This window comes from Variovorax sp. 01N425, from assembly GCF_056399465.1.
The window spans coordinates 288536-310275 of record NZ_JBFTRJ010000002.1 but is presented as its reverse complement, the minus strand read 5'-3'; the positions used below and the strand labels follow the sequence as shown (position 1 = coordinate 310275).

Here is a 21740-nt window from a genome sequence, read left to right as displayed (position 1 = left end):
AAGCGTTCAACTCGCCAATTGAAGGTCAGATGGGCCCTATTCTCTAGCAAAATGCAAGCACAAGTCAGCAGGCGGGGCACTTTGTCCGCAAAGTCTGCCAATGAAATTTTTTCTGACTGTGTCGAGCGATTCCACTCCCACTTCCACCATGTAGCGATGTGCCTTAGCGTATTCAGCTTGCCCCTCTGACCAATTGCCAACACCATAGGATGCGAGCGCCTTGTAAAACCAAGCCAATGAATATACCGGCCCATAAAATGTCGCCAGCTCCCCATTAACCCGGGCTTTTTCGAAGTCCTTTATTGCGACATATGCTTCTGTTAGAGCCGTGTAATAAACGGACTTAAGTTGGGCCGGCAAGATTGAACCTGCTCCTTCCTTCGCATTCGGATACTTGCGCTTGTACTGACCAGAAAATTCATCCATTGCGCCTTCCAACACCTGGATAGCTTGAGAATACTGGTTATTTTTCCCAAGAACTCTTGCCTCCAGAATTGCCGCGGGCAAATCATTCTCCATTCCCTTGCGGTCGACTTTTTTCGCATGCTGTAGTATTTTATCAGCGAGTTCAAATTGCTGGTACCGCACTGCCGCGCCCGCGTAACCAATATTGGCCACATAGAAGTTGGGATTTGTATCATAGGCCCACTTCCACAATGTCAGATCGTTCCGCCAAAGTGGCGCAGTGAGACGCACATTCATTCCCGCGATGACAACCCACAGCGACGCAAAGATTAAAATCGACGGGAGGGCGATTTTTTGCATGGACGGCGAAAGCATCGCTTTATTCAGTGGAATGCTGACGGCGGCCATGCTAAAAAAGGCCATCGGAAGGACCAAAAATCGCTCGTGTCCAATATTTCCACCAATGGTGAGCGGAATAATGTTAGAGACAGGGAGCAAGCAAACCACCCCGATTAGAAGAAAAACCCCGAAAGAGTTTCTTTTTTTAATTAAGTAGATCGCGCTCGCCAAGAGCAGCACCACAGCAAAAATACCAATGCCCACATCCAAGCTCGTCATGTCCTTGATGGAAAATGGATGGTGCGGAGACAGATTGGAAAATGGCCACAGAACCATTCTCGCGTAGAACAATAGAGTATGCCCAATGAAGGCGATGTGGGCTGCGCCTCCTGCGCTTCCCGAGCCAAAGCTATTTGCTACATCGGAATCCACATGTGCGAGTTGTGGGAAAAAAAAGGACTTCACGCCGATATAAAACAAACCCACCAATCCAAGGGACACAATCGATGCAAGCACCCCTGACCTCTCCAGATAACCTTTTACCTCACTGATATTTTTTTGCTGAAGCCCCCTGATGCCTTCTATTAGCAAAAGAACCGCGGGCAGCGTTACAGCCATTTCCTTACTGAAGCATGCACAAAAATAAAGCGGCATTATCAAAAGTATCCGCTTAGCGCCATCAAAGCTCAGGTATACCCAGAGGCACAGCAGATAGAAAAATGTCACCATGAGATCAAAGCGTCCAGCGGCCCAGGCCACTGCTTCGATAAGAGCCGGATGAACGCCGTATAGGGTCATCGCGATCAGCGCGAGATATGTTTTTTTTCTCTCGTCTGGAAGCTGACTCAAGCGCATAAAAATAAGGCCGACCAGAATGGTGTTTGCCAAGTGAAATAGTAGGTTTATCGCATGCGAAACGATCGGATTGACTCCACCTACATAAAACTCCAATGCAAACGTCGCCAAGGGCAAAGGGCGAAAGTACGTAGTTCCCGGAATAATCGGTTTTACAAGTCCTTCGATTATTAACGCGGGGTCCCTCAAGTAAGGACTATTAATAAATAGCTCCCAGTCGTCCCACGCATAGCTGTTTCCAAGTACCGCGGGCATGTAAAGTGCACATATTCCCGCCACCACTAGGAGCAGCAATAATCCAACTATTCTTTTCGGTGCAGGCAACTGGGTCATTTTCAAATTAAATGCATAAAAAAAGAGCCGCTCACTAGCGGCTCTTTGTTGAATTAAGTCAACTTAGGAAGTTTTGCGGCACTCGGCAGGCACATATTTTGCCTCCAATGTGCCAGCGGTACCAGTGCCATAGGTCGAGCCGGCCGATTTGCAGTTCCAAGAAATCGAACCATTCGACGGGATCGTAGAAGCGCTCGTGGTACCGCTGAGTGCGGAAGCTGTTGGTCCACCATCAACAGGCGTCAGGATCAGCGTCTTTCCGCCACCGCTGATTGCCGAGGCGTACGTAATGGTAATCGCGCCCGTATCTGCCGCGATAGCAACGGAATCGACGTTCCTGGTCGCGGCAGGAGCGGTCCAACCCGACGAGAATGGGGCACCGTTCGCCGCGTTTTCTGCGATCGCCGTCTTGGCGCTGGCTGCAAGCGACAAGCCTTCCGTGACCTTTGCGCGCACGGTGTAGTCCTGGTAAGCCGGCAAGGCCACAGCAGCCAAGATACCGATGATCGCCACGACGATCATCAATTCGATAAGGGTAAAGCCGGCCTGTGCGCGGCGGGCGATCTTGCGAACGTTCATGAGAAAACTCCAGGTTGGTTTGTACAGCCCGGGAACCAAGCCCGGAGCGCACTACCTTCCGCAGCATCTGTGCCATCCCGCTTGCGAGCCCCGGAACCGCCAAAACCGAGCACTTTGCACTCAATGCGGTTACATCGAGTGACAGAAACTGCTTCAAGATGCTACAGAGCGTGACAATTTTGTCAGCCCGCCGGGCCCCACCGCCTCAAAAAGTCAGCACCCCATCCGCCTTCAGCCACCGTATATCCCGCTGCGCCAGCCCCGCCACCTGGTGCCCGGCCAGATGCTCGATCTGCCACATGATCTCTTCGGTTTCCGCCGGCTTGGTGTGGGTGATGTAGATCGGAAACTGCTTGCCCGGGTCGATGTGGGCCAGCTCGTCGGCCAGGGCGCGCGGCGACAGGTGCAGGCTGCGTTCGGCCAAGGCCTGCTCGCGGTTGCTGAATGCGGTTTCTATGACGAGCATGGCCACGTCCAGGGCGTTGAGGCGGTCCCAGAAGGGGGTGTTGCGCTCGGTGTCGCCGGTGAAGACCCAGTTGGCGCCGCCCTCGGCGCGGCTCACGGCAAAGCCGCAGGCGGGCACGGTGTGCACGGCGGGCAGCACCTCAATGCGCTTGGGGGCGGCGGTGCCCAATTGCAGCACCTGGCCCACGGCAATGTCGTGAAAGCTCACGAAGGGGGCCTCGGGGCTGGGGATGCTCTCGAAGTCGGGCCAGATGACGTTGTTGAACACGTGCGCGCGCAGCGCCTCGATGGTGGCGCGCAGGGCGTGCACGCGCAGCGAGCGGGTGCGGCGGCCGCCGACGGCGTCGAGCATGAGGGGCAGGGCGGCGATGTGGTCGAGGTGGCAGTGGGTGAGCACCACGTCGTCGATGCCGGCCATTTCTTCAAGCGTGAGGTCGCCCACGCCGGTGCCCGCATCGACGAGCAGGTCGGTGTCGATCAGGAACGAGGTGGTCCGGCAGTCCTTGGCAATGGCGCCCGAGCAACCCAGCACGCGAACCTGCATTGTGAGAGCCCCTCTGCTTGTGTCTTCTGCCGTCATTTGGTTTCGAAGCGGGTTGCGCCGTCCCATTCGGGGTCTTGGGGCCGCAACGCCATGGAGGCTAATCGTTGTGCGTAGAGCTGGTAAAGGACTTTTTTGGCATCCGCGGCCAGCAGTGGATCCAGCAAGTTCCGGCCCATGGCCCAGTCCTGGCGGCGGTAGGCGGCCAGCACTTCGGCCCAGCGCTGCAGCTGGGCGGATTGCTGCAGTGCGGCAGGGCTCTGGGCCTCTGCCTGCGTGGTGGCGCCGAGCGGCGTGAACACGGCCACGGCCTGCGCGCGGCCCTTGACGAGCACGCTGTCGAGCTCCTGCCAGACGAAGCCGGGCGCGAGTTCGCGGGTGGCGCCGCTGGCGACGATCTCGACGCCGTAGTGCACGCTCAGGCCTTCGAGGCGGGAGGCGAGGTTGACCGCATCGCCAACGACGGTGTAGCTGCGCCGCGCGGCCGAGCCCATGTCGCCCACGCTCATGACGCCGCTGTTGATGCCGATGCCCACGCTGATCTCGGGCCGCCCGGTGGTGCGGTGGATGTTGTTGATGTCGCGCACGGCCTCGGCCATGTCGAGCGCGGCGCGCACGGCCAGGGTGGCGTGCTCGGGGGTGTCGATGGGGGCGCCCCAGAAGGCCATGACGCAGTCGCCCATGTATTTGTCGACGGTGCCGCGGTGCGTGCTGATGACGCTGGTGAGCCGGTTGAACACGTTGTTCAGGAAGGCCTGCAGTTCGGCCGGGGCCATCTGCTCCGACAGGCGGGTGAAGTTGCGCATGTCGCAGAACATGACGGTCATGTGCTTGCTCTCGGCGCGCATGCTGTAGCGGCCGGGGGTGACGAGCATTTCCTTGACGAGCTGCGGCGGCACGTAGGTGCCGAAGAGCCGCACCAACCCGCGGCGCGCGCGCGACTCGATGAAGTAGCCCCAGCCCATGTTGAAGGCAAAGGCGAGCACCGCCATGGTCAGCGCGGAGGCAAGCGGCAGCACGAGGCTGTGGCGCTGGTAGAGCCAGGCATTGACGCCGACCAGCGCCGCGACGGTGGCAATGGCCAGCACCACGGCGCGCGGGGCGGGCAGCAGCGACAGGCCCAGCGCGAGCACGAGCCCCGCGGCCAGCACGCTGAGCACTTCATAACCCGGGGCGTAGTCGGGCACCGCGAGCAGGCGGTGGTCGAGCATGGCCGAGACGATGTTGGCATGCACTTCGACGCCGGGGAAGGCAGCGCCGACGGGGGTGGCGCGCAGGTCCTGCAGGCCCGGCGCGGTGGCGCCGACGAGCACGATGCGGTCCTTCAGCTCGCCGGGCGCGAGCCGCCCTTCGAGCACGTCGCCGGCGGACACGTAGCGGAACGATCCGCCGTGCGCGCCGCCGGGGCCGCGGAACGGCACCTGCATGGAAGCGGCTTCGTTGACGGGGATGCGCAGGCCCCCGACCAGCAGGGACTGGAGCGGCGGCGCGGCGCCGCCGGATCCGCCGGGTGCAAAGGCCGGCCGCACGGGCGGCGAGCCGCTGGCGAGCCGGTAGACGGCCAGCCCCAGCGATTCGTAGTAGCCGGGCCGGGCGCGGTCGCCCTCATAGCGGGCGATGAGCGGCACGGCGCGGATGACGCCGTCGCCGTTCGACATGACCAGCGTGTTGAGAAAGCCCGCCGCCGGCGCAGCATCGGCCAGCACCGGCAGGCTGGCGCCAAAGCCGTTCCAGGCGGTGGCATAGCCGCGGCCCGGCGGAAAGGCCTCGGCCTGCAGCACGGGGGCCGGCGGCAGCTGGCCCTTGGCGCCGGGCTTTTCGGTGCGCGTGAAGTAGTAGCCGAGCGCCACGCGCTGGCCCTGCATGGCGGCGGCAAAGATGGCGTCGTTGTCGAGCGTAGGGGCGAGCCGGTCGATTTCAGCGGCCAGCCCCGGCATTTCGCGCAGCGGCCCGCGTGCGATCTGGCGCAGCTTGTCGAGGCCGGAGCTGCGGTCGGGCTCGACGAACATCACGTCGAAGCCCAGCGCCGCCGCCTGCTGCCGCCCGGTGAGCTCCCGGGTGAGCCGGGCCAGCTTGTCGCGCGACCAGGGCCATTGGCCCTGCCGGGTGAGGCTGGCGTCGTCGACGTCGACGATCACGATGCGCGGATCGAGCGTGCCCGGCATGGTGGCGCGCAGGCGGGTGTCGTAGATCAGGTGGTCGAGCCGGTCGATGGCATCCAGGCGCCAGAGGCCGGTGGCATGCGCGAGCGCGAGCAAAACCGGCAGCAGGGTGATGGCAATGCGCAGCCCGTGGCGCCTCATGGCAGTCACCGGCGCACCCTGGGCGCCGCTGCTGCTGCGCCGCAAGAAAGATCAGACCCGCACGAACTGCATGCGCGTGGCGCCGCCAAGCTCGAGCACGTCGCCTTCCTGCAGCCCGACGGGCTCGGCGCCGAGCGGAGCGCCGTTGAGCGTGACGCCGCCCATGATGGTGGAAGCCATGTAGCTCTGGCGGCGGCGCGTGACCACGGCCACCGCAACGCCGGGCTTGCCGATGGTGGTGACCACCTTCTGCAGCGGCACTTCCTGGCCCTGGTCGGTGCCCGAGAGAACGCGCAGTGCGGGCATGCCCAGTTCGAGCAGCGCGCCGGCTTCGGTGGGCGCGGCCGACAGCGGAACGGAAGCCGCGTAGTCGCCGCGCGCAGCACCGCGGGGGGAACCGGCATCGGCGGCCGCGCTGCTGCGGGCGCGGAAGTGCAGGCGGCAGCCGCCGATTTCGATGACGTCGTTGTCCTTGAGCTTCTGCTGCTTCTGGACGACGATCGCATTGACGTAGGTGCCGTTGGTGCTGTTGAGATCTTCAATTTCGACTTCAGCGCCGCGCATGTGCAGCACGGCATGCTCGCCGCTGACCGCGAGATTGTCGAGCACGATGTCGTTGTAGGCGCGCCGCCCCAGCGTGGTCCGGTCCTTGGCAAGCGCCATTTGCCCGATGACAGTGCCATCGATCGAAATGATCATCTTCGGCATTGCCGACTCCCTGAATGCATGTTTTTATTCAGGCGCACTGCCAACGCGCGCCCTGGCCAGGACAACTGAAATATTGTCTCGGCCGCCATTGTCGTTGGCAACGGCCACCAGAAGTGATGCTTTCTGCTGAAGCTCGACATCGTGATTCAAAAGCGTGAAAAGCTGCGCATCCGGGACCATCTCGCTGAGCCCGTCGGAGCAGAGCATATAGAGATCGTCGGGCCTTGCGGTGTGCTCATGCATCTCGAGCACCACCTGCGGCTCCACGCCCATGGCACGCGTCACCAGGTTGCGGTGCGGGGAGATCAGCGCTTCCTCGGCGGTGATGGCGCCGGCGTCGAGCTGCTGCTGGCGCAGCGAGTGGTCGCGCGTGAGCTGCTCGAGCTTGTTGTTGCGAAGGCGGTAGCAGCGCGAATCGCCGATGTGGCCGACCAGCACGCGCTGCGGCCGGAACGCGGCCAGCACCAGGGTGGTTCCCATGCCCTGGAGTTCGGCATTGGCCAGGCCGGCTTCGAGGATGGCGGAATTGGCCTCGTCGGTGGCCGCCTGCAGGGCGCGCCGGACCACGCGCGCGGGCGCCTGCAGGCCGGCCTGCGCGAACCAGCGCGCAAAGCTGGCGTGCACCAGCGACACGGCCATGGCGCTGGCCACTTCGCCGCCCTTGTAGCCGCCCATGCCGTCGGCCAGCACCGCCAGGCCCAGGGCCGGGTCGACGTGCAGGTCGTCCTCGTTGTGGGCCCGCGCGCGGCCGACGTCGGTCAGCGCCGCAAAGTCCCAGGAGAGCTGGGGCCGGGTGGAGAAAAGGGACGCGCCGACACTCGCCATATGTTTTCAGGAAGCGTCGATGCGCGACGGTTTCAGTGTCCCTCGGCGGCCTGCGCGCGCCGCTGCAGCAGGCGGCCCACGGCCACCACGAAGAAGGCGCCGGCAGCCGCCGCCGCATAGTGCAGCCAGGGGTTGGCAGCCAGCACGCCGTGCAGCGACACGTCGCTGGCAATGGTTTCGCCGCCGACCCAGCCGATCAGGGCGGCGCCCAGCATGACGACGATCGGAAAGCGTTCCATGAGCTTGATCATGAGCGTGCTGCCGAAGATCACCAGCGGAATGCTGATGGCCAGGCCAAGCACCAGGAGCACCATGTTGCCTTGCGCGGCGGCGGCCACGGCAATCACGTTGTCCAGGCTCATGACCAGGTCCGCCAGCAGGATGGTGCGCACGGCCGCCATCATGCTGCCGTATTCCTTGGCTTCGCCTTCGCCTTCATCTTCTTCGCTCAGCAGCTGCAGGCCGATCCACAGCAGCAGCAGGCCGCCGACGATCTGCAGGTAGGGCAGCGCCAGCAGCCTGGCCGCCACCACCGTGAGCACGATGCGCAGCACCACGGCCGCGCCCGAGCCGAACAGCACGGCCTTTTTCTGCTGCGCGGGCGGCAGCGATCGGGCCGCCATGGCAATCACCACGGCGTTGTCGCCCGAAAGAATGATGTTGATCCAGACAATCTTGATCAGACCGATCCAGAAGTCGGCGCCTTGAAGGAGTTCCATGTCTCTTGTTCCACTGTGTTGTAGTGAAAAAAGCGCCCGCAATCCAGATTGCGGGCGCTTTTTCTTTTTGCGTGGTTGCGCGGAGAACTGCCGGGGGCTTGTTTAGAGCTGGGCCTTGAGCAGTTTTGCCAGTTCCGAGAAGTTGCGCGTCACGGTGAAGCCGCACTCTTCCATGATGGCGAGCTTGGCATCGGCCGTGTCGGCACCGCCCGAGATCAGCGCGCCGGCGTGGCCCATGCGCTTGCCGGGAGGGGCGGTGACGCCGGCGATGAAACCGACCACCGGCTTCTTCATGTGTTCCTTGCACCAGCGGGCCGCGTCGGCTTCGTCGGGGCCGCCGATTTCGCCGATCATGATGACGGCGTCGGTGTCGGGATCGTCGTTGAAGGCCTTCATCACGTCGATGTGCTTGAGGCCGTTGATCGGGTCGCCGCCGATGCCGACTGCCGACGATTGGCCAAGGCCGATTTCGGTCAGCTGCGCCACGGCTTCATACGTGAGCGTGCCCGAGCGCGAGACCACGCCGATGCGGCCCTTGCGGTGGATGTGGCCGGGCATGATGCCGATCTTGATTTCGTCGGGCGTGATGAGGCCGGGGCAGTTGGGGCCCAGCAGCAGGGTCTTCTTGCCGCCGGCCGCTTCCTTGGCCTTCATCTTGTTGCGCACTTCGAGCATGTCGCGCACCGGGATGCCTTCGGTGATGCAGATCGCCAGGTCCAGGTCGGCCTCGACGGCTTCCCAGATGGCGGCGGCTGCGCCTGCCGGCGGCACGTAGATCACCGACACCGTGGCGCCGGTTTGCGAGGCGGCTTCCTTGACCGAGCCGAAGATCGGGATGTTGAAGATCGACTCGCCGGCCTTCTTGGGGTTCACGCCCGCGACGAAGCAGTTCTTGCCGTTCGCGTATTCCTGGCACTTCTCGGTGTGGAACTGGCCGGTCTTGCCGGTGATGCCTTGCGTGATGACTTTGGTGTCTTTGTTGATGTAGATCGACATGACTTGTTCCTTAGGCCTTCTTGACTGCTGCGACGACCTTCTGGGCCGCGTCCGCCATGGTGTCGGCGCTGATGATCGGCAGGCCCGAATCGGCCAGCAGCTTCTTGCCTTCGACTTCGTTGGTGCCCTTCATGCGCACGACCAGCGGCACTTGCAGGTTCACGGCCTTGCAGGCTGCGATCACGCCGGTGGCGATGGTGTCGCACTTCATGATGCCGCCGAAGATGTTCACGAGGATGGCTTCCACGTTCTTGTTCTTCAGCATGATCTTGAAGGCTTCGGTGACCTTCTCGGGGGTGGCGCCGCCGCCCACGTCCAGGAAGTTGGCCGGCTCGCCGCCGAACAGCTTGATGGTGTCCATGGTGGCCATGGCCAGGCCGGCACCGTTCACCAGGCAGCCGATGTTGCCGTCCAGGCTGATGTAGGCGAGGTCGAACTTGGAGGCTTCGACTTCGGCCGCGTCTTCTTCGTCGAGGTCGCGCAGGGCCACGATCTCGGGGTGGCGGAACAGCGCGTTGCTGTCGAAGTTGAACTTGGCGTCCAGCGCCATGACCTTGCCCTTGCTGTCACGGTTGAGCGGGTTGATCTCGACCAGCGAGGCATCCGTCTCCATGTAGCAGGTGTAGAGCTTCTTGAGGATGTCGACCGTTTGCGCGGTGGAATCGGCCGGCATGCCGATGCCGTCGGCGATCTGCTTGGCCTGCTCGTCGGTCAGGCCCTTTTCGGGGTCCGCGAACACGGTGATGATCTTCTCGGGCGAGGAGTGGGCCACTTCCTCGATGTCCATGCCGCCTTCGCTGGAGGCGATGAACGCGACCTTCTGCGTGGCGCGGTCGGTCACGGCCGAGACGTAGTATTCCTTGTTGATGTCGGCGCCATCTTCGATGTAGAGGCGGCGCACCTTCTGGCCTTCGGGGCCGGTCTGGTGGGTCTTGAGCTGCATGCCGAGGATCTCGCCGGCGAGCTTCTTGACGTCTTCGATGGACTTGGCGACCTTGACGCCGCCGCCCTTGCCGCGGCCACCCGCGTGGATCTGGGCCTTGACGACCCACACCGGGCCTCCAAGTTTCTGGGCGGCCTCGACCGCCTCCTGAACCGTATAGGCCGGAATGCCGCGCGGCACCGGCACGCCGAACTTGGCAAGGATTTCCTTGCCTTGGTACTCGTGAATCTTCATGAGGGATGTCTCTCGGAAGGAGGAGGTTGAGAACGGGGGATCTGGGGTCTGAGGCGTCTTTGGCTCTGTTGCTCGCGGGCGACGGCAGCCTGACGGCTGGGGGCGGCGAACAACCGCGGACTGTATCATGGTGCGGCGCACCAATACTCGACGTGGCCTTGCGGTCAATACGTACTTTCTTCTAGCCCCTCTACGCATACTCTGATATGGCCAAGGTTTTCATCGACGGCGAAGCCGGCACCACCGGCTTGCAAATCCGCGAGCGGCTCCAGACGATGCCGCAGATCGAACTCGTGAGCATTGCGCCCGAGCTGCGAAAAGACGTGGCCGCCAAGCGCGAGCTGATGGCCGGCGTCGACCTGGTGGTGCTGTGCCTGCACGACGATGCGGCGCGCGAATCGGTCGCGCTGATCGACCAGCTGCCCGGCAAGAAGCCCAAGATCATCGACGCCTCCACCGCGCACCGCGTGGCGCCCGGCTGGGTGTTCGGCTTTCCCGAACTGGCGGCCGGCCACTGGCAGGCCGTGGCCGCGGCCGACCGCGTCGGCAACCCGGGCTGCTATGCCACCGGCGCCATCGCCATGGTGCGTCCGCTGGTCGACGCCGGCCTGCTGCCGGCCGACTTTCCGATTTCGCTGCCTTCGGTGAGCGGCTATTCGGGCGGCGGCCGGGCCATGATCGAAGACTACGAGAACGGCAAGGCGCCGCTTTTCGAGACCTACGCGCTCGGCCTCAAGCACAAGCACATTCCCGAGATCATGAAGTACACCGGCCTCACGCGCCGGCCGGTCTTCATTCCTTCGGTGGGCAATTTCAAGCAGGGCATGCTGGTGCAGCTGCCGCTGCACCTCGACCTGCTGCCCGGCAAGCCGAAGGCCGGCGACCTGCAAGAGGCCCTGGCTGCGCACTACGCCAAGAGCAACACGCCCGAGCAGTTCGTGAAGGTGCTGCCACCCACCGATGACGGCAAGCTCGACGCGCTGGCGCTCAACGACACCAACAATCTCGAAATTCGCGTGTTCCCGAACGAGGACCACCGCCACGCCGTGGTGATTGCGCGCCTGGACAACCTGGGCAAGGGCGCGAGCGGCGCCGCGGTGCAGAACCTGAAGCTGATGCTGGCGCTCTGAGCGCCCGCGGCCGAGCCGTTCCTGGCAGGCCGGGACCGCGCGCCCGGCCGTCAGTCTTCGTCGAAATCGCTCCGCAGCACCTTGGCCACCACCGCGCCCGAAAAGCCGCGTGCCAACAGGAAGCGGGTTTGCCTGGCGCGCTCCTTCGCATCGGCGGGCGGTGCGTCGAAACGGCGGCGCCACAGGGCCGTGGCGCGCTCCACCTCGGTGTCCTGCAGGCTGGCCACGGCCTGTGCAATGGCCTCGGGCGCGATGCCCTTGGCCTGCAGCTCCTGCCGCACCCGCAGCGCGCCCGAGCGGGCGGCGCGCTGGTTCAGCACCGAGGCCACCACGCGCGGCTCGCTGATGAAGTCCTTGGCGGCCAGCTCGTCGAGCGCGCGGGCCAGCTCGCCCGGTGCTTCTTCGTGCCTGGCCAGCTTGCGCTCCAGTTCCGCGCGCGAATGCTCGCGCTGGCTCAGGAGCCGCAGCGCGCGGCCTTTGAGGGAAGGGGCGCCGAAAGCCATGCGCTGCCTGCGCGCGTGCTCGCCGGCTTACTCGCCCTTGTCGGCTTTGTCGGCCTTGGCCGCCTTGGCGGGCTTCTCGGCCTTTTCGGGGGCCGGAGCGTTGGCATCGGCCGCCAGCAGCGGAATGCCCAGCGATTCGCGCACCTTGTTCTCGATCTCGCGCGAGAGTTCGGGGTTCTCGCGCAGGAACTCGCGGGCGTTGTCGCGGCCCTGGCCGATCTTTTCGCCGTTGTAGGCGTACCAGGCGCCCGACTTGTCGAGGATCTTGGCGTTCACGCCCATGTCGATGATCTCGCCTTCGCGGCTGATGCCTTCGCCGAACAGGATGTCGAACTCGGCCGTCTTGAACGGAGGCGAGACCTTGTTCTTCACCACCTTGACCTTGGTTTCGTTGCCGATGGCCTCGTCGCCCTTCTTGATGGTGCCGATGCGGCGGATGTCCAGCCGCACCGAGGCGTAGAACTTCAGCGCATTGCCGCCGGTGGTGGTTTCGGGCGAGCCGAACATCACGCCGATCTTCATGCGGATCTGGTTGATGAAGATGACCATGCAGTTGGTCTTCTTGATGGTGGCGGTGAGCTTGCGCAGCGCCTGGCTCATCAGGCGGGCCTGCAGGCCGGGCAGCGAGTCGCCCATTTCGCCTTCGATTTCGGCCTTGGGCGTGAGCGCGGCGACCGAGTCGACCACGATCAGGTCGACGGCGCCCGAGCGCACCAGCGAATCGACGATTTCGAGGGCCTGCTCGCCGGTGTCGGGCTGGCTGATGAGCAGGTCGGACAGGTTCACGCCGAGCTTCTGGGCGTATTGCACGTCGAGCGCGTGTTCGGCGTCGACGAAGGCGCAGGTGCCGGCCTGCTTCTGCATCTGGGCGATGACCTGCAGCGTGAGCGTGGTCTTGCCCGACGATTCCGGGCCGTAGATCTCGATGACGCGGCCGCGCGGCAGGCCGCCGACGCCCAGCGCGATGTCCAGGCCGAGCGAGCCGGTGGAGACCACCTGGACGTCCTCGAGCGCCTCGCCTTCGCCGAGCCGCATGATCGTGCCCTTGCCGAACTGCTTTTCGATCTGGGCCAGTGCGGCCTGCAGGGCCTTGGCTTTTTCGCTGCCTGCGACCGAGATGCTGGTGCCCTTGACGAGTGCGTCCATGTGGAAATCTCCTTGAAAATCAACGGTTTGTGTGTGGATGCGGTCCATCTGCTTTTAATTACAGGCTGGATGCTTGAACAGTAGTGTAGAGGCTCGTTGGTTTGAGTAAACCCATTTTTTGGTCAGTTTGCTTTACCATCTAGCCGATGGCCGAATTCGCTTTTCCGACCGACCCGGACGCCTGGCGCCAGACCCACCTGGGCCGCCTCTTGGGCCATGCAATGCGCCGCTTCGACGAGCGCGTGCTCGAACTCATGGCGCATGACGTGAACGTGCCGCTGGCGCTGTCGAACCTTGCCGCGCGCGCGCAGGTGAGCGCCGCGCACATCCACATCACGCGGCACCTGGCGCGCGAGGGCTCGCGCCTGACCGAACTGGCCGAGCGCGCCGGCATGACCAAGCAGGCGATGGGCGCGCTGGTGGACCAGTGCGAGGCCTGGGGCCTGGTCACGCGCGGCCCCGATCCGCTCGACGCGCGGGCGCGGCGCGTGCTCTTCACCACCGACGGCCTGGCGTGGCTCGACGCCTTCCGCGGCGCGGTGACGCAGGCCGAACGCGAGTTCCGCGCCAGCGTGGGCAACGACATTGCCACCGTGGTAACCATCGGACTCGAGGCCTACACGGCGGGCTAGACTCGGCAAAGAGACATATGTGAACGCGGCGCCAGTGCGGCGCCCGAACCGGCCGGAGGTGGCTCATGCGGATTCTGATTGCCGAAGACGACCAGGTGCTGGCCGATGCCCTGCTGCGAAGCCTGCGCACCTCGGGCGCAGCGGTCGACCACGTGGCGAACGGATCGCAGGCCGACACCGCGCTCATGACGCACAGCGAGTTCGACCTGCTGATCCTCGACCTGGGGCTGCCCAACCTGCACGGCATCGAGATCCTGAAGCGGCTGCGCGCACGCGGCTCGCAGCTGCCGGTGCTGGTGCTCACCGCGGCCGACAGCGTGGAGGAGCGCGTCAAGGGCCTGGACCATGGCGCCGACGACTACATGGCCAAGCCCTTCAGCCTGCAGGAGCTCGAGGCGCGCGTGCGGGCGCTCACGCGGCGCGGCATGGGCGCCACCAGCAACACGATCCGCCACGGCCCGCTGGTGTACGACCAGGCCGGCCGGGTGGCCACCATCGACGGCAAGATGGTCGAGCTCTCGGCGCGCGAACTGGGCCTGCTGGAGGTGCTGCTGCAGCGCGCCGGCCGCCTGGTCAGCAAGGACCAGCTGGTGGAGCGCCTGTGCGAATGGGGCGAGGAAGTGAGCCTGAACGCGATCGAGGTCTACATCCACCGGCTGCGCAAGAAGATCGAGAAAGGCCCGGTGCGCATTGCAACGGTCCGAGGCCTGGGCTACTGCCTCGAGAAGATTCCTTGACGCGCCGCCACGCGTAGTGCCCGAAGACCCCCGGGGGCAACTGCCTTGAAACTCTTCCAGCGCGCGCAGCGCTCCCTGTTCGGCGAGATCCTCGACTGGATGCTCACGCCGCTCCTGCTGCTGGTGCCGGTGAGCATCGGCGTGACCTGGCTGGTGGCGCAGGGCATTGCCAATGCACCCTTCGACCGGGCGCTCGAATACAACGTGCAGACGCTGGCACGGCTGGTCACGGTGCAGCAGGGGCAGACGCAGTTCGTGCTGCCGCAGCCGGCGCGCGAGATCCTGCGGGCCGACGGCGCCGACCGCGTCTATTACCAGGTGCTCGACAGCCACGGCGCGCTGCTCAGCGGCGAGCCCGACGTGCCGCATCCCAACTCCGACGAGCCCCCGGTTCCCGGCGTGGTCACGCTCCGCAACGGCGAGATGCGGGGCAAGTCGGTGCGCGTGGCCTCGCTCTGGCTCGCGGGCCCCGACAGCGACGCGGAGCCGGCGCTGCTGCAGGTGGCCGAGACGCGCGAGAAGCAGTCGGTGCTGGCCACCGAGATCATCAAGGGCGTGCTGCTGCCGCAGTTCGCGATCCTGCCGCTGGCCGTGCTGCTGATCTGGCTGGCACTGGTGCGCGGCATCAAGCCGCTGTCGGTGGTGGAGGCGCGCATCCGCGAGCGGCGTCCGGGCGACCTGAGCCCGCTGGACGAGTCGTCGGTTCCGCTCGAAGTGGTGCCGCTGGTGTCGTCGGTCAACGAGCTGCTCGACAAGCTCAACGATTCGATCCACACGCAAAAGCGCTTCCTGGCCGATGCGGCGCACCAGCTCAAGACACCGCTCGCGGGCCTGCGCATGCAGGCCGACCTGGCGCAGCGCGAGGGCGCCAACGCCGACGAGCTCAAGCAGTCGCTCAAGCAGATCGGCCGCGCCAGCGTGCGCGCCACCCACACGGTGAACCAGCTGCTTTCGCTCGCGCGCGCCGAAAGCACCGGCGCCGGCACCGGCCGCCAGGCCTGCGACCTGGCGCGGCTCACCATCGAGGTGGTGCGCGAAGCGGTGCCGCGCGCGATCGAGAAGCGCATCGACCTGGGCTACGACGGCGCCGAGGCAGGCGCGCCCGGCGTGGTGATCGAAGGCAACCAGACCCTGCTCAAGGAGCTGGTGCGCAACCTGCTCGACAACGCGATCAACTACACGCCCTCGACCGCCGAGCGGCCCGGCGTGATCACCGCGCGCGTGCTGGCCGACCCGTTCGGCCACGTGGTGCTGCTGCAGGTGGAGGACAACGGGCCGGGCATTGCGGAGTCCGATCGCGAACTGGTGTTCGAGCCGTTCTACCGCGTGCTCGGCAACGAGGCCGACGGCTCGGGCCTGGGCCTGCCGATCGTTCGCGAGATCGCCAACCAGCACCATGCGCAGGTGAAGCTGGAGGATGCGCATCCGGGCCGGCAGCCGCCGGGGGCGCGCTTCACGGTGCGCTTCGAGGGCGAAGAAGCCGCGGCCTGACGAGACGCGGCGGCGGGGTCGTCAGGGCGTGCCCTTGGCGTCCTTGCGGATCTGGAGCCACTCGGGATGCACCTGGCGCGCGAGGCGCTGCGGCTCGCGCTCGTTGAAGCCGGCGGGCGTGAGGCCGAAGCCGGCCAGGTCGCCGCGCGACCACAGCCAGTACCCCAGGTTGGCGGCGAGCAGGGCCATCAGCACCAGGCGCAGTTTCATGGTGGCCGGTGCCTCAGAACGCCATGCCGCTCGGGCGCACGCTGACTTCGTCGCTCGAGACCAGCTGCAGCCCGCCGGCGGTGCGCACCTGGAGCTCGCCGCCCCAGGCCACGCCCTCGCACAGGCCGAAGCTGCCGTCGCTGAGCTGGACTTGCCGCCCGCGCAAGGCGTCGCGCGCGGCAAAGCGTTCGGCAAACGGCCCGAAGCCCTCGGCCTCGAAGGCCTGCACGCTGCGCACCAGCGGCGCGGCCAGCTCGGCCAGCACCTGCGGCGCGGTGGCATCGGGGCGCCACTGGCGCAGCCAGGCCGGCGGGGTGCGCATGCCATCGCCCTCGCGTGGGCCGATGTTGATGCCGATGCCGATCACCAGGTAGCGCGGCGGGGCCGGCGCATCGGCGCGGCCCGCATGCGGCATGGCGGTTTCGATCAGGATGCCGGCCAGCTTGCGGTCCTCCACCCACAGGTCGTTGGGCCACTTGAGCGCGACCTTGGCCGCGCCCGTGGGATCGAGGCTTTCCGCCACGCTCACGCCCACGGCCAGCGAGAGGCCGGCCCAGTCGCGCGGCGCGAGCGGCAGGCCGAGCGAGAAGGTGAGGGAGGCGGCGCCTTGTTCTTCGCCCTGCTGCGCGCTCTGCCAGGGCCGGCCGAGGCGGCCGCGCCCGGCCGTCTGGCGCTCGGCCACCAGCAGCACCGGTTCGACACGTCCGGCGCGCGCGCGGCGCATCAGTTCGGTATTGGTGGAGTCGATCTCGGCCACCGCCTCGACCGCGAAGCCGGGCAAGAGCGGCGCCACCGCCGCAGCGATCCGGTCTTCGAACCAGGCGGCCTGGGTACCCATCATGCTCAGCCCTTGCCGGCTCCGTCGGCCTTCTTGGACTTCTTTTTTTCCGGCTTCTTTTCGGCCTTGTTCTCAGCCTTGTTCTCAGCCTTTTTCTCAGCCTTTTTTTCGGCTTTCTTGTCCGCCTTCTTGGCTTCCTTCTTCTCGGCCTTTTTCTTGTCGGCCTTCTTCTTGGCTTTTTTCTTCTTTTTCTTTTCTTCGTCTTCGTCCTTGGGCGTCAGCAGCGTGCCGCGGCAATTCTCGGAGCCGCACCAGCAGGGAAACTCGGACAGCAGCTTCGGCGTGTAGGGCTCGTCGATGATCAGGCCGTAGTCGTAGTTGAGCTCTTCTCCTGCAGCGATGTTGCGCAGCGCCTTGATATAAACGCGCCCATCGATCTCGTCGGCCTCGCAGTTCGGCTCGCACGAATGGTTGATCCAGCGCGCGTCGTTGCCCTTGACGTTGCCGTCGATCACGCGCCCGTCGTCGATGTGGAAGTAGAAGGTGTGGTTCGGCTGGGCCGGGTCGTGCGGGTGGCGGCGCAGCGCCTCTTTCCAGCTGATGACTTCGCCCTTGTATTCGATCAGCGTTTCGCCCTCGGCCAGGTCGTCCACGGCGAACACGCCGTTGCCGTGGACATCCGAGCGCCGCATCTGGATGCGGCGGCCGGCGAATTGTGGGGATTTGGAAGGCATCGCCGAAGTCTGTTAGGTTGAATATGCACACATGCGCGTGTGCGCGTGCGCACGCGGGAAGCCGCAGATTGTATGTGGCCCCCACGCTCCCGCACTGCGTGTCGTCGCTGCCCCCCGAGGGGGCCGCAGGCCGCCTTGAGGCGGCTCGGCGGCGGCCTGAGAACTCTTTTAGGAATTTGTTGATGAAGACCTTGGTAATCGCAGAAAAGCCGTCGGTGGCACAGGACATCGTCCGTGCACTCACGCCCGTGGCCGGCAAGTTCGAGAAGCATGACGAGCATTTCGAGAACGACAGCTATGTCGTGACCAGTGCTGTCGGCCACCTGGTCGAAATCCAGGCGCCCGAGGAGTTCGACGTCAAGCGGGGCAAGTGGAGCTTCGCGAACCTGCCGGTGATTCCGCCGCATTTCGACCTGAAGCCGGTCGACAAGACCAAGACGCGCCTGAACGCCGTGGTCAAGCAGGCCAAGCGCAAGGACGTGACGCAACTCATCAACGCCTGCGACGCGGGCCGCGAGGGCGAGCTGATCTTCCGCCTGATCGAGCAGTACGCGGGCGGCAAGACCGGCCTGAACAAGCCCGTGAAGCGCCTGTGGCTGCAGTCGATGACGCCGCAGGCCATCCGCGACGGCTTCGACGCGCTGCGCACCGAAAAGCAGATGCAGGGTCTGGCCGATGCCGCGCGCTCGCGCTCGGAGGCCGACTGGCTGGTGGGCATCAACGGCACGCGTGCCATGACGGCCTTCAATTCGCGCGACGGCGGATTCTTTTTGACGACCGTGGGCCGCGTGCAGACGCCCACGCTGTCGGTGGTGGTCGAGCGCGAGGAAAAGATCCGCAAGTTCGTGAGCCGCGACTACTGGGAAATCCACGGCGTGTTCCAGGCCGAGGCCGGCCAGTACCCGGGCAAGTGGTTCGACGCCAATTTCAAGAAGCCGCCGCCGGGCCCCGACGGCACGGCCGACGCCGAGATCCGCGCCGACCGCGTGTGGAGCGAGCGCGAGGCCCGCGAGATCGCCGATGCGGCGCGCGGCAAGCCCGCCACCGTGACCGAGGAAAGCAAGCCCACCACCCAGGCCTCGCCGATGCTGTTCGACCTGACCTCGCTGCAGCGCGAGGCCAACGGCCGCTTCGGCTTCTCGGCCAAGACCACGCTGGCGCTGGCGCAGAGCCTGTACGAGCGCCACAAGGCGCTGACCTATCCGCGGACCGACTCGCGCGCACTGCCCGAGGACTACCTGCCGGTGGTCAAGGACACCATGAAGATGCTCGCCGACAGCGGCATGAAGCACCTGGCGCCCTTCGCGCAGCAGGCGGTCGACGGCAGCTACGTGAAGCCGAACAAGCGCATCTTCGACAACGCCAAGGTGTCGGATCACTTCGCCATCATTCCCACGCTGCAGGCGCCGAGCGGCCTTTCGGACGCCGAGCAGAAGCTCTACGACTTCGTGGTGCGCCGCTTCATGTCGGTGTTCTTCCCGAGCGCCGAGTTCCAGGTCACGACGCGCATCAGCACGGTCGAGACCAGTGGCAAAAAATACCCGTTCCGCAGCGACGGCAAGGTGCTGGTCAAGCCGGGCTGGCTCGCGATCTGGGGCAAGGAAGCCATCAGCGACGACGACGAGAAGGACGGCAAGAACCTGGTGGTGGTGAAGCCGGGCGAAACGGTGAAGACCGAATCGGCCGACCTGAAGGCGCTGAAGACCCGGCCGCCCGCGCGCTATTCGGAAGCCACGCTGCTGGGCGCGATGGAAGGCGCCGGCAAGACCATCGACGACGACGAGCTGCGCGAGGCCATGCAGGAAAAAGGCCTGGGCACGCCAGCCACGCGCGCGGCCACCATCGAAGGCCTGATCACCGAGAAATACATGCTGCGCGAAGGCCGCGAGCTGATCCCCACGGCCAAGGCCTTCCAGCTCATGACGCTGCTGCGCGGCCTGGGCGTGGAAGAACTCTCCAAGGCCGAGCTCACGGGCGAGTGGGAATACAAGCTCGCGCAGATGGAAAAGGGTGCGCTGAGCCGCGACGCCTTCATGCGCGAGATCGCCGAGATGACGCAGCACATCGTCAAGAAGGCCAAGGAATACGACCGCGACACCGTGCCGGGCGACTACGCCACGCTGTCGACGCCATGCCCCAACTGCGGCGGCGTGGTGAAGGAAAACTACCGCCGCTACAGCTGCACCGGCAAGGCCGGGCAGGAGCCCTGCGGCTTCTCGTTCGGCAAGTCGCCGGCGGGGCGCACCTTCGAGGTGGCCGAGGCGGAAGTGCTGCTGCGCGACAAGCACATCGGCCCGCTGGAAGGCTTCCGCTCCAAGGCGGGCTGGCCCTTCACCTCCGAGATCGTCCTCAAGTACGACGAAGAGGCGAAGAACTGGAAGCTGGAGTTCGACTTCGGCGACGACAAGAACGCCGACACCGGCGAGATCGTCGATTTCAGCGAGCAGGACACGGTGGGCCCGTGCCCGATCTGCGGCGCGCCGGTGTTCGAGCACGGCAGCAACTACGTCTGCGAGAAGTCGGTGCCCACCACTGCGCAGCCGACGCCCAGCTGCACCTTCAAGACCGGCAAGATCATCCTGCAGCAGCCGGTGGAGCGCGCGCAGATGGAAAAGCTGCTGGCCACCGGCAAGACCGACCTGCTCGACAAGTTCGTGAGCATGCGCACGCGCCGCGCCTTCAAGGCCTTCCTGACCTGGAACGCCGAGGAGGGCAAGGTGACCTTCGAATTCGCTCCGCGCGAAGGCGGCAGCAAGTTCCCGCCGCGCAAGACCTTCGGCAAGGCCGCGCCGGCGGGCAAGACCGCGGCGGCCAAGAAGGTGGCGGCGAAGAAGACGCCCGCCGCCAAGAAGGCACCGGCCGCGAAGAAGGCGGCCGCGCCGCGCAAGCCCGGTGCGGGCCTGAAGCCCAGCGATTCGCTGGCCGCGGTGATCGGCGCCGAACCGGTGGCGCGCACCGAGGTCATCAAGAAGCTCTGGGACTACATCAAGGCCAACGGCCTGCAGGACGCGGCCAACAAGCGCGCGATCAATGCCGACGCCAAGCTCAAGCCGGTGTTCGGCAAGGACCAGGTGACGATGTTCGAGCTCGCGGGCATCGTGGGCAAGCACCTGTCGGCGCCATGAGGGCGGGGCGCAGGCATTTCGCCGCCGGCTTGGCGGCTGGTGCGACGGCCCTGCTGCTTGCCGGCACGGCCGGCCTCGCGCAGGCCGCGGCCTGGCCCGACCGGCCGGTGAAGCTGGTGGTGCCGTTCCCGCCCGGGCAGGCCACCGACATCTTCGCGCGCGCGCTCGCCGAGCAGCTCGGCAAGCGGCTGGGCCAGCCGGTGATCGTCGACAACAAGGCCGGTGCCGGCAGCAACATCGGCACCGAGTTCGTGGTGCGCGCGCCGGCCGACGGCTACACGCTGGTGGTGGCCGGCAGCGCGATGGCGGTGAACCAGACGCTCTACGCCAAGCCGGGCTTCGATCCGCGCAAGGACCTGGTGGGCATCTCGCTGATTGCCACGGTGCCGCTGGTGTTCCTGGCCACGCCCGAAAGCGGCATCCGCAGCATGGCCGACCTGGCGGCGCGCGCCAAGGCCGAACCGGGCCGGCTGAGCTACGCGAGCGCCGGCATCGGCGGCACGCAGCACCTGTCGGGCGAGATGTTCAAGTCGGCCGCGCGCGTCTTCATCACCCACATTCCGTACCGCGGCAGCGGGCCGGCGCAGTCGGACTTCCTGGGCAACCAGATTCCGCTGATGGTCGATTCGGTGACGGCCGCGCTGCCGCACATCAAGTCGGGCAGGGCGGTGGCGCTGGCGGTGACCTCGGCCAAGCGCTCCTCGCAGCTGCCCGACGTGCCCACCGTGCGCGAAAGCGGCGTGGCCGGCACCAGGGACTTCGAGGCCGTGGGCTGGCTCGGCCTGATGGCGCCGCGCGGCACGCCGCCCGAGATCACGGCGCGGCTGAACCAGGAAGTGACCGACATCCTCAAGAGCGAGCAGATGGCGCGCTTCATCCGCGACCGCGGCTCCGAGCCCGCGCCCACCACGGGCGCCGAGTTCGACCGCTTCGTGGCGAACGAGATCCAGCGCTGGGGCGGCGCGGTGAAGGCCTCGGGCGCCAAGCCCGAGTAGTTCTTCTTTCGCGC

Annotated in this window: 20 protein-coding genes; 6 read left to right on the top strand and 14 right to left on the bottom strand. The window is 65.5% G+C overall.

Annotated features, from left to right (window positions below):
• Positions 1–36: 36 nt before the first annotated feature.
• The 9 genes from AC1DSC_RS04580 to sucC form a co-directional block, all read right to left on the bottom strand.
• Positions 37–1932, bottom strand: coding sequence for a tetratricopeptide repeat protein (locus AC1DSC_RS04580; RefSeq protein ID WP_436288234.1), 1896 nt, complete (start codon positions 1930–1932; stop codon positions 37–39).
• A 63-nt stretch (positions 1933–1995) separates the two neighbouring features.
• Positions 1996–2511 (bottom strand): pilin, encoded by a 516-nt coding sequence (locus tag AC1DSC_RS04575; protein ID WP_436288235.1) that lies wholly within the window; start codon positions 2509–2511, stop codon positions 1996–1998.
• Positions 2512–2716: 205 nt separating this feature from the next.
• A complete protein-coding gene (locus AC1DSC_RS04570; RefSeq protein WP_278876395.1) occupies positions 2717–3520 on the bottom strand; it encodes a 3',5'-cyclic-nucleotide phosphodiesterase in 804 nt (267 codons plus the stop codon).
• 32 nt (positions 3521–3552) lie between these two features.
• Positions 3553–5829 (bottom strand): CHASE2 domain-containing protein, encoded by a 2277-nt coding sequence (locus AC1DSC_RS04565; protein ID WP_436288236.1) that lies wholly within the window; start codon positions 5827–5829, stop codon positions 3553–3555.
• Between the two features lie 42 nt (positions 5830–5871).
• On the bottom strand, positions 5872–6528 hold the full coding sequence (locus tag AC1DSC_RS04560; RefSeq protein WP_018903498.1) for an FHA domain-containing protein: 657 nt from the start codon (positions 6526–6528) through the stop codon (positions 5872–5874).
• A gap of 24 nt (positions 6529–6552) precedes the next feature.
• The gene (locus AC1DSC_RS04555) at positions 6553–7353 is read right to left on the bottom strand and encodes a Stp1/IreP family PP2C-type Ser/Thr phosphatase (protein WP_307593288.1); all 801 of its coding nucleotides are present in this window, start codon (positions 7351–7353) and stop codon (positions 6553–6555) included.
• 32 nt (positions 7354–7385) lie between these two features.
• Entirely contained in the window at positions 7386–8072 is a 687-nt protein-coding gene (locus tag AC1DSC_RS04550; protein ID WP_015867929.1) for a TerC family protein, read from the bottom strand.
• 102 nt (positions 8073–8174) lie between these two features.
• Positions 8175–9068, bottom strand: coding sequence for a succinate--CoA ligase subunit alpha (sucD, locus tag AC1DSC_RS04545; RefSeq protein ID WP_015867930.1), 894 nt, complete (start codon positions 9066–9068; stop codon positions 8175–8177).
• Between the two features lie 10 nt (positions 9069–9078).
• Positions 9079–10245 (bottom strand): ADP-forming succinate--CoA ligase subunit beta, encoded by a 1167-nt coding sequence (sucC, locus tag AC1DSC_RS04540; RefSeq protein ID WP_015867931.1) that lies wholly within the window; start codon positions 10243–10245, stop codon positions 9079–9081.
• A 206-nt stretch (positions 10246–10451) separates the two neighbouring features.
• Here sucC and argC point away from each other — a divergent pair, with 206 nt between their 5' ends.
• Positions 10452–11375: an N-acetyl-gamma-glutamyl-phosphate reductase gene (gene argC / locus AC1DSC_RS04535; RefSeq protein ID WP_015867932.1), complete on the top strand. Its 924-nt coding sequence runs from the start codon at positions 10452–10454 to the stop codon at positions 11373–11375.
• A 50-nt stretch (positions 11376–11425) separates the two neighbouring features.
• On the opposite strand, the gene recX is transcribed toward argC, so the two are convergent.
• Both recX and recA read right to left on the bottom strand, forming a co-directional pair.
• A complete protein-coding gene (gene recX / locus AC1DSC_RS04530) occupies positions 11426–11878 on the bottom strand; it encodes a recombination regulator RecX (RefSeq protein WP_436288237.1) in 453 nt (150 codons plus the stop codon).
• Positions 11879–11905: 27 nt separating this feature from the next.
• Positions 11906–13024 carry a recombinase RecA gene (gene recA / locus AC1DSC_RS04525; protein WP_018903494.1) on the bottom strand — a complete coding sequence of 373 codons (1119 nt, stop codon included), beginning with the start codon at positions 13022–13024 and terminating at the stop codon, positions 11906–11908.
• Between the two features lie 146 nt (positions 13025–13170).
• On the opposite strand from recA, the gene AC1DSC_RS04520 reads away from it, so the two are divergent.
• The 3 genes from AC1DSC_RS04520 to AC1DSC_RS04510 all read left to right on the top strand — a co-directional run bounded on the left by AC1DSC_RS04520 (position 13171) and on the right by AC1DSC_RS04510 (position 15884).
• Entirely contained in the window at positions 13171–13656 is a 486-nt protein-coding gene (locus AC1DSC_RS04520) for a MarR family winged helix-turn-helix transcriptional regulator (protein WP_436288238.1), read from the top strand.
• Positions 13657–13721: 65 nt separating this feature from the next.
• On the top strand, positions 13722–14393 hold the full coding sequence (locus AC1DSC_RS04515; RefSeq protein ID WP_015867936.1) for a response regulator: 672 nt from the start codon (positions 13722–13724) through the stop codon (positions 14391–14393).
• 45 nt (positions 14394–14438) lie between these two features.
• Positions 14439–15884 (top strand): sensor histidine kinase, encoded by a 1446-nt coding sequence (locus AC1DSC_RS04510; RefSeq protein ID WP_015867937.1) that lies wholly within the window; start codon positions 14439–14441, stop codon positions 15882–15884.
• 21 nt (positions 15885–15905) lie between these two features.
• Here the strand turns inward: AC1DSC_RS04510 and AC1DSC_RS04505 are convergent, their stop codons facing one another.
• The 3 genes from AC1DSC_RS04505 to AC1DSC_RS04495 are packed head-to-tail and all read right to left on the bottom strand — an operon-like array spanning position 15906 to position 17606.
• The gene (locus tag AC1DSC_RS04505) at positions 15906–16094 is read right to left on the bottom strand and encodes a hypothetical protein (protein ID WP_015867938.1); all 189 of its coding nucleotides are present in this window, start codon (positions 16092–16094) and stop codon (positions 15906–15908) included.
• Between the two features lie 13 nt (positions 16095–16107).
• Complete coding sequence (locus AC1DSC_RS04500; protein WP_436288239.1) at positions 16108–16935, bottom strand: biotin--[acetyl-CoA-carboxylase] ligase; 828 nt, start codon at positions 16933–16935, stop codon at positions 16108–16110.
• A 2-nt stretch (positions 16936–16937) separates the two neighbouring features.
• Positions 16938–17606, bottom strand: coding sequence for an SET domain-containing protein (locus AC1DSC_RS04495; RefSeq protein WP_436288240.1), 669 nt, complete (start codon positions 17604–17606; stop codon positions 16938–16940).
• 182 nt (positions 17607–17788) lie between these two features.
• Here AC1DSC_RS04495 and AC1DSC_RS04490 point away from each other — a divergent pair, with 182 nt between their 5' ends.
• Positions 17789–20731, top strand: coding sequence for a DNA topoisomerase III (locus AC1DSC_RS04490; protein WP_436288241.1), 2943 nt, complete (start codon positions 17789–17791; stop codon positions 20729–20731).
• On the top strand, positions 20728–21726 hold the full coding sequence (locus AC1DSC_RS04485; protein ID WP_436288242.1) for a tripartite tricarboxylate transporter substrate binding protein: 999 nt from the start codon (positions 20728–20730) through the stop codon (positions 21724–21726). Before AC1DSC_RS04490 ends, AC1DSC_RS04485 begins: the two co-directional genes overlap by 4 nt.
• Positions 21727–21740: the final 14 nt, after the last annotated feature.

Coding starts and splice junctions, on each gene's coding strand:
- AC1DSC_RS04515 (WP_015867936.1), top strand. CDS start 13,722: ATGCGGATTCTGATTGCCGAAGACGACCAGGTGCTGGCCGATGCCCTG.
- AC1DSC_RS04500 (WP_436288239.1), bottom strand. CDS start 16,935: ATGATGGGTACCCAGGCCGCCTGGTTCGAAGACCGGATCGCTGCGGCG.
- AC1DSC_RS04560 (WP_018903498.1), bottom strand. CDS start 6,528: ATGCCGAAGATGATCATTTCGATCGATGGCACTGTCATCGGGCAAATG.
- AC1DSC_RS04555 (WP_307593288.1), bottom strand. CDS start 7,353: ATGGCGAGTGTCGGCGCGTCCCTTTTCTCCACCCGGCCCCAGCTCTCC.
- AC1DSC_RS04495 (WP_436288240.1), bottom strand. CDS start 17,606: ATGCCTTCCAAATCCCCACAATTCGCCGGCCGCCGCATCCAGATGCGG.
- recX (WP_436288237.1), bottom strand. CDS start 11,878: ATGGCTTTCGGCGCCCCTTCCCTCAAAGGCCGCGCGCTGCGGCTCCTG.
- sucD (WP_015867930.1), bottom strand. CDS start 9,068: ATGTCGATCTACATCAACAAAGACACCAAAGTCATCACGCAAGGCATC.
- AC1DSC_RS04505 (WP_015867938.1), bottom strand. CDS start 16,094: ATGAAACTGCGCCTGGTGCTGATGGCCCTGCTCGCCGCCAACCTGGGG.
- sucC (WP_015867931.1), bottom strand. CDS start 10,245: ATGAAGATTCACGAGTACCAAGGCAAGGAAATCCTTGCCAAGTTCGGC.
- recA (WP_018903494.1), bottom strand. CDS start 13,024: ATGGACGCACTCGTCAAGGGCACCAGCATCTCGGTCGCAGGCAGCGAA.
- AC1DSC_RS04550 (WP_015867929.1), bottom strand. CDS start 8,072: ATGGAACTCCTTCAAGGCGCCGACTTCTGGATCGGTCTGATCAAGATT.
- AC1DSC_RS04575 (WP_436288235.1), bottom strand. CDS start 2,511: ATGAACGTTCGCAAGATCGCCCGCCGCGCACAGGCCGGCTTTACCCTT.
- argC (WP_015867932.1), top strand. CDS start 10,452: ATGGCCAAGGTTTTCATCGACGGCGAAGCCGGCACCACCGGCTTGCAA.
- AC1DSC_RS04520 (WP_436288238.1), top strand. CDS start 13,171: ATGGCCGAATTCGCTTTTCCGACCGACCCGGACGCCTGGCGCCAGACC.
- AC1DSC_RS04490 (WP_436288241.1), top strand. CDS start 17,789: ATGAAGACCTTGGTAATCGCAGAAAAGCCGTCGGTGGCACAGGACATC.
- AC1DSC_RS04580 (WP_436288234.1), bottom strand. CDS start 1,932: ATGACCCAGTTGCCTGCACCGAAAAGAATAGTTGGATTATTGCTGCTC.
- AC1DSC_RS04485 (WP_436288242.1), top strand. CDS start 20,728: ATGAGGGCGGGGCGCAGGCATTTCGCCGCCGGCTTGGCGGCTGGTGCG.
- AC1DSC_RS04570 (WP_278876395.1), bottom strand. CDS start 3,520: ATGCAGGTTCGCGTGCTGGGTTGCTCGGGCGCCATTGCCAAGGACTGC.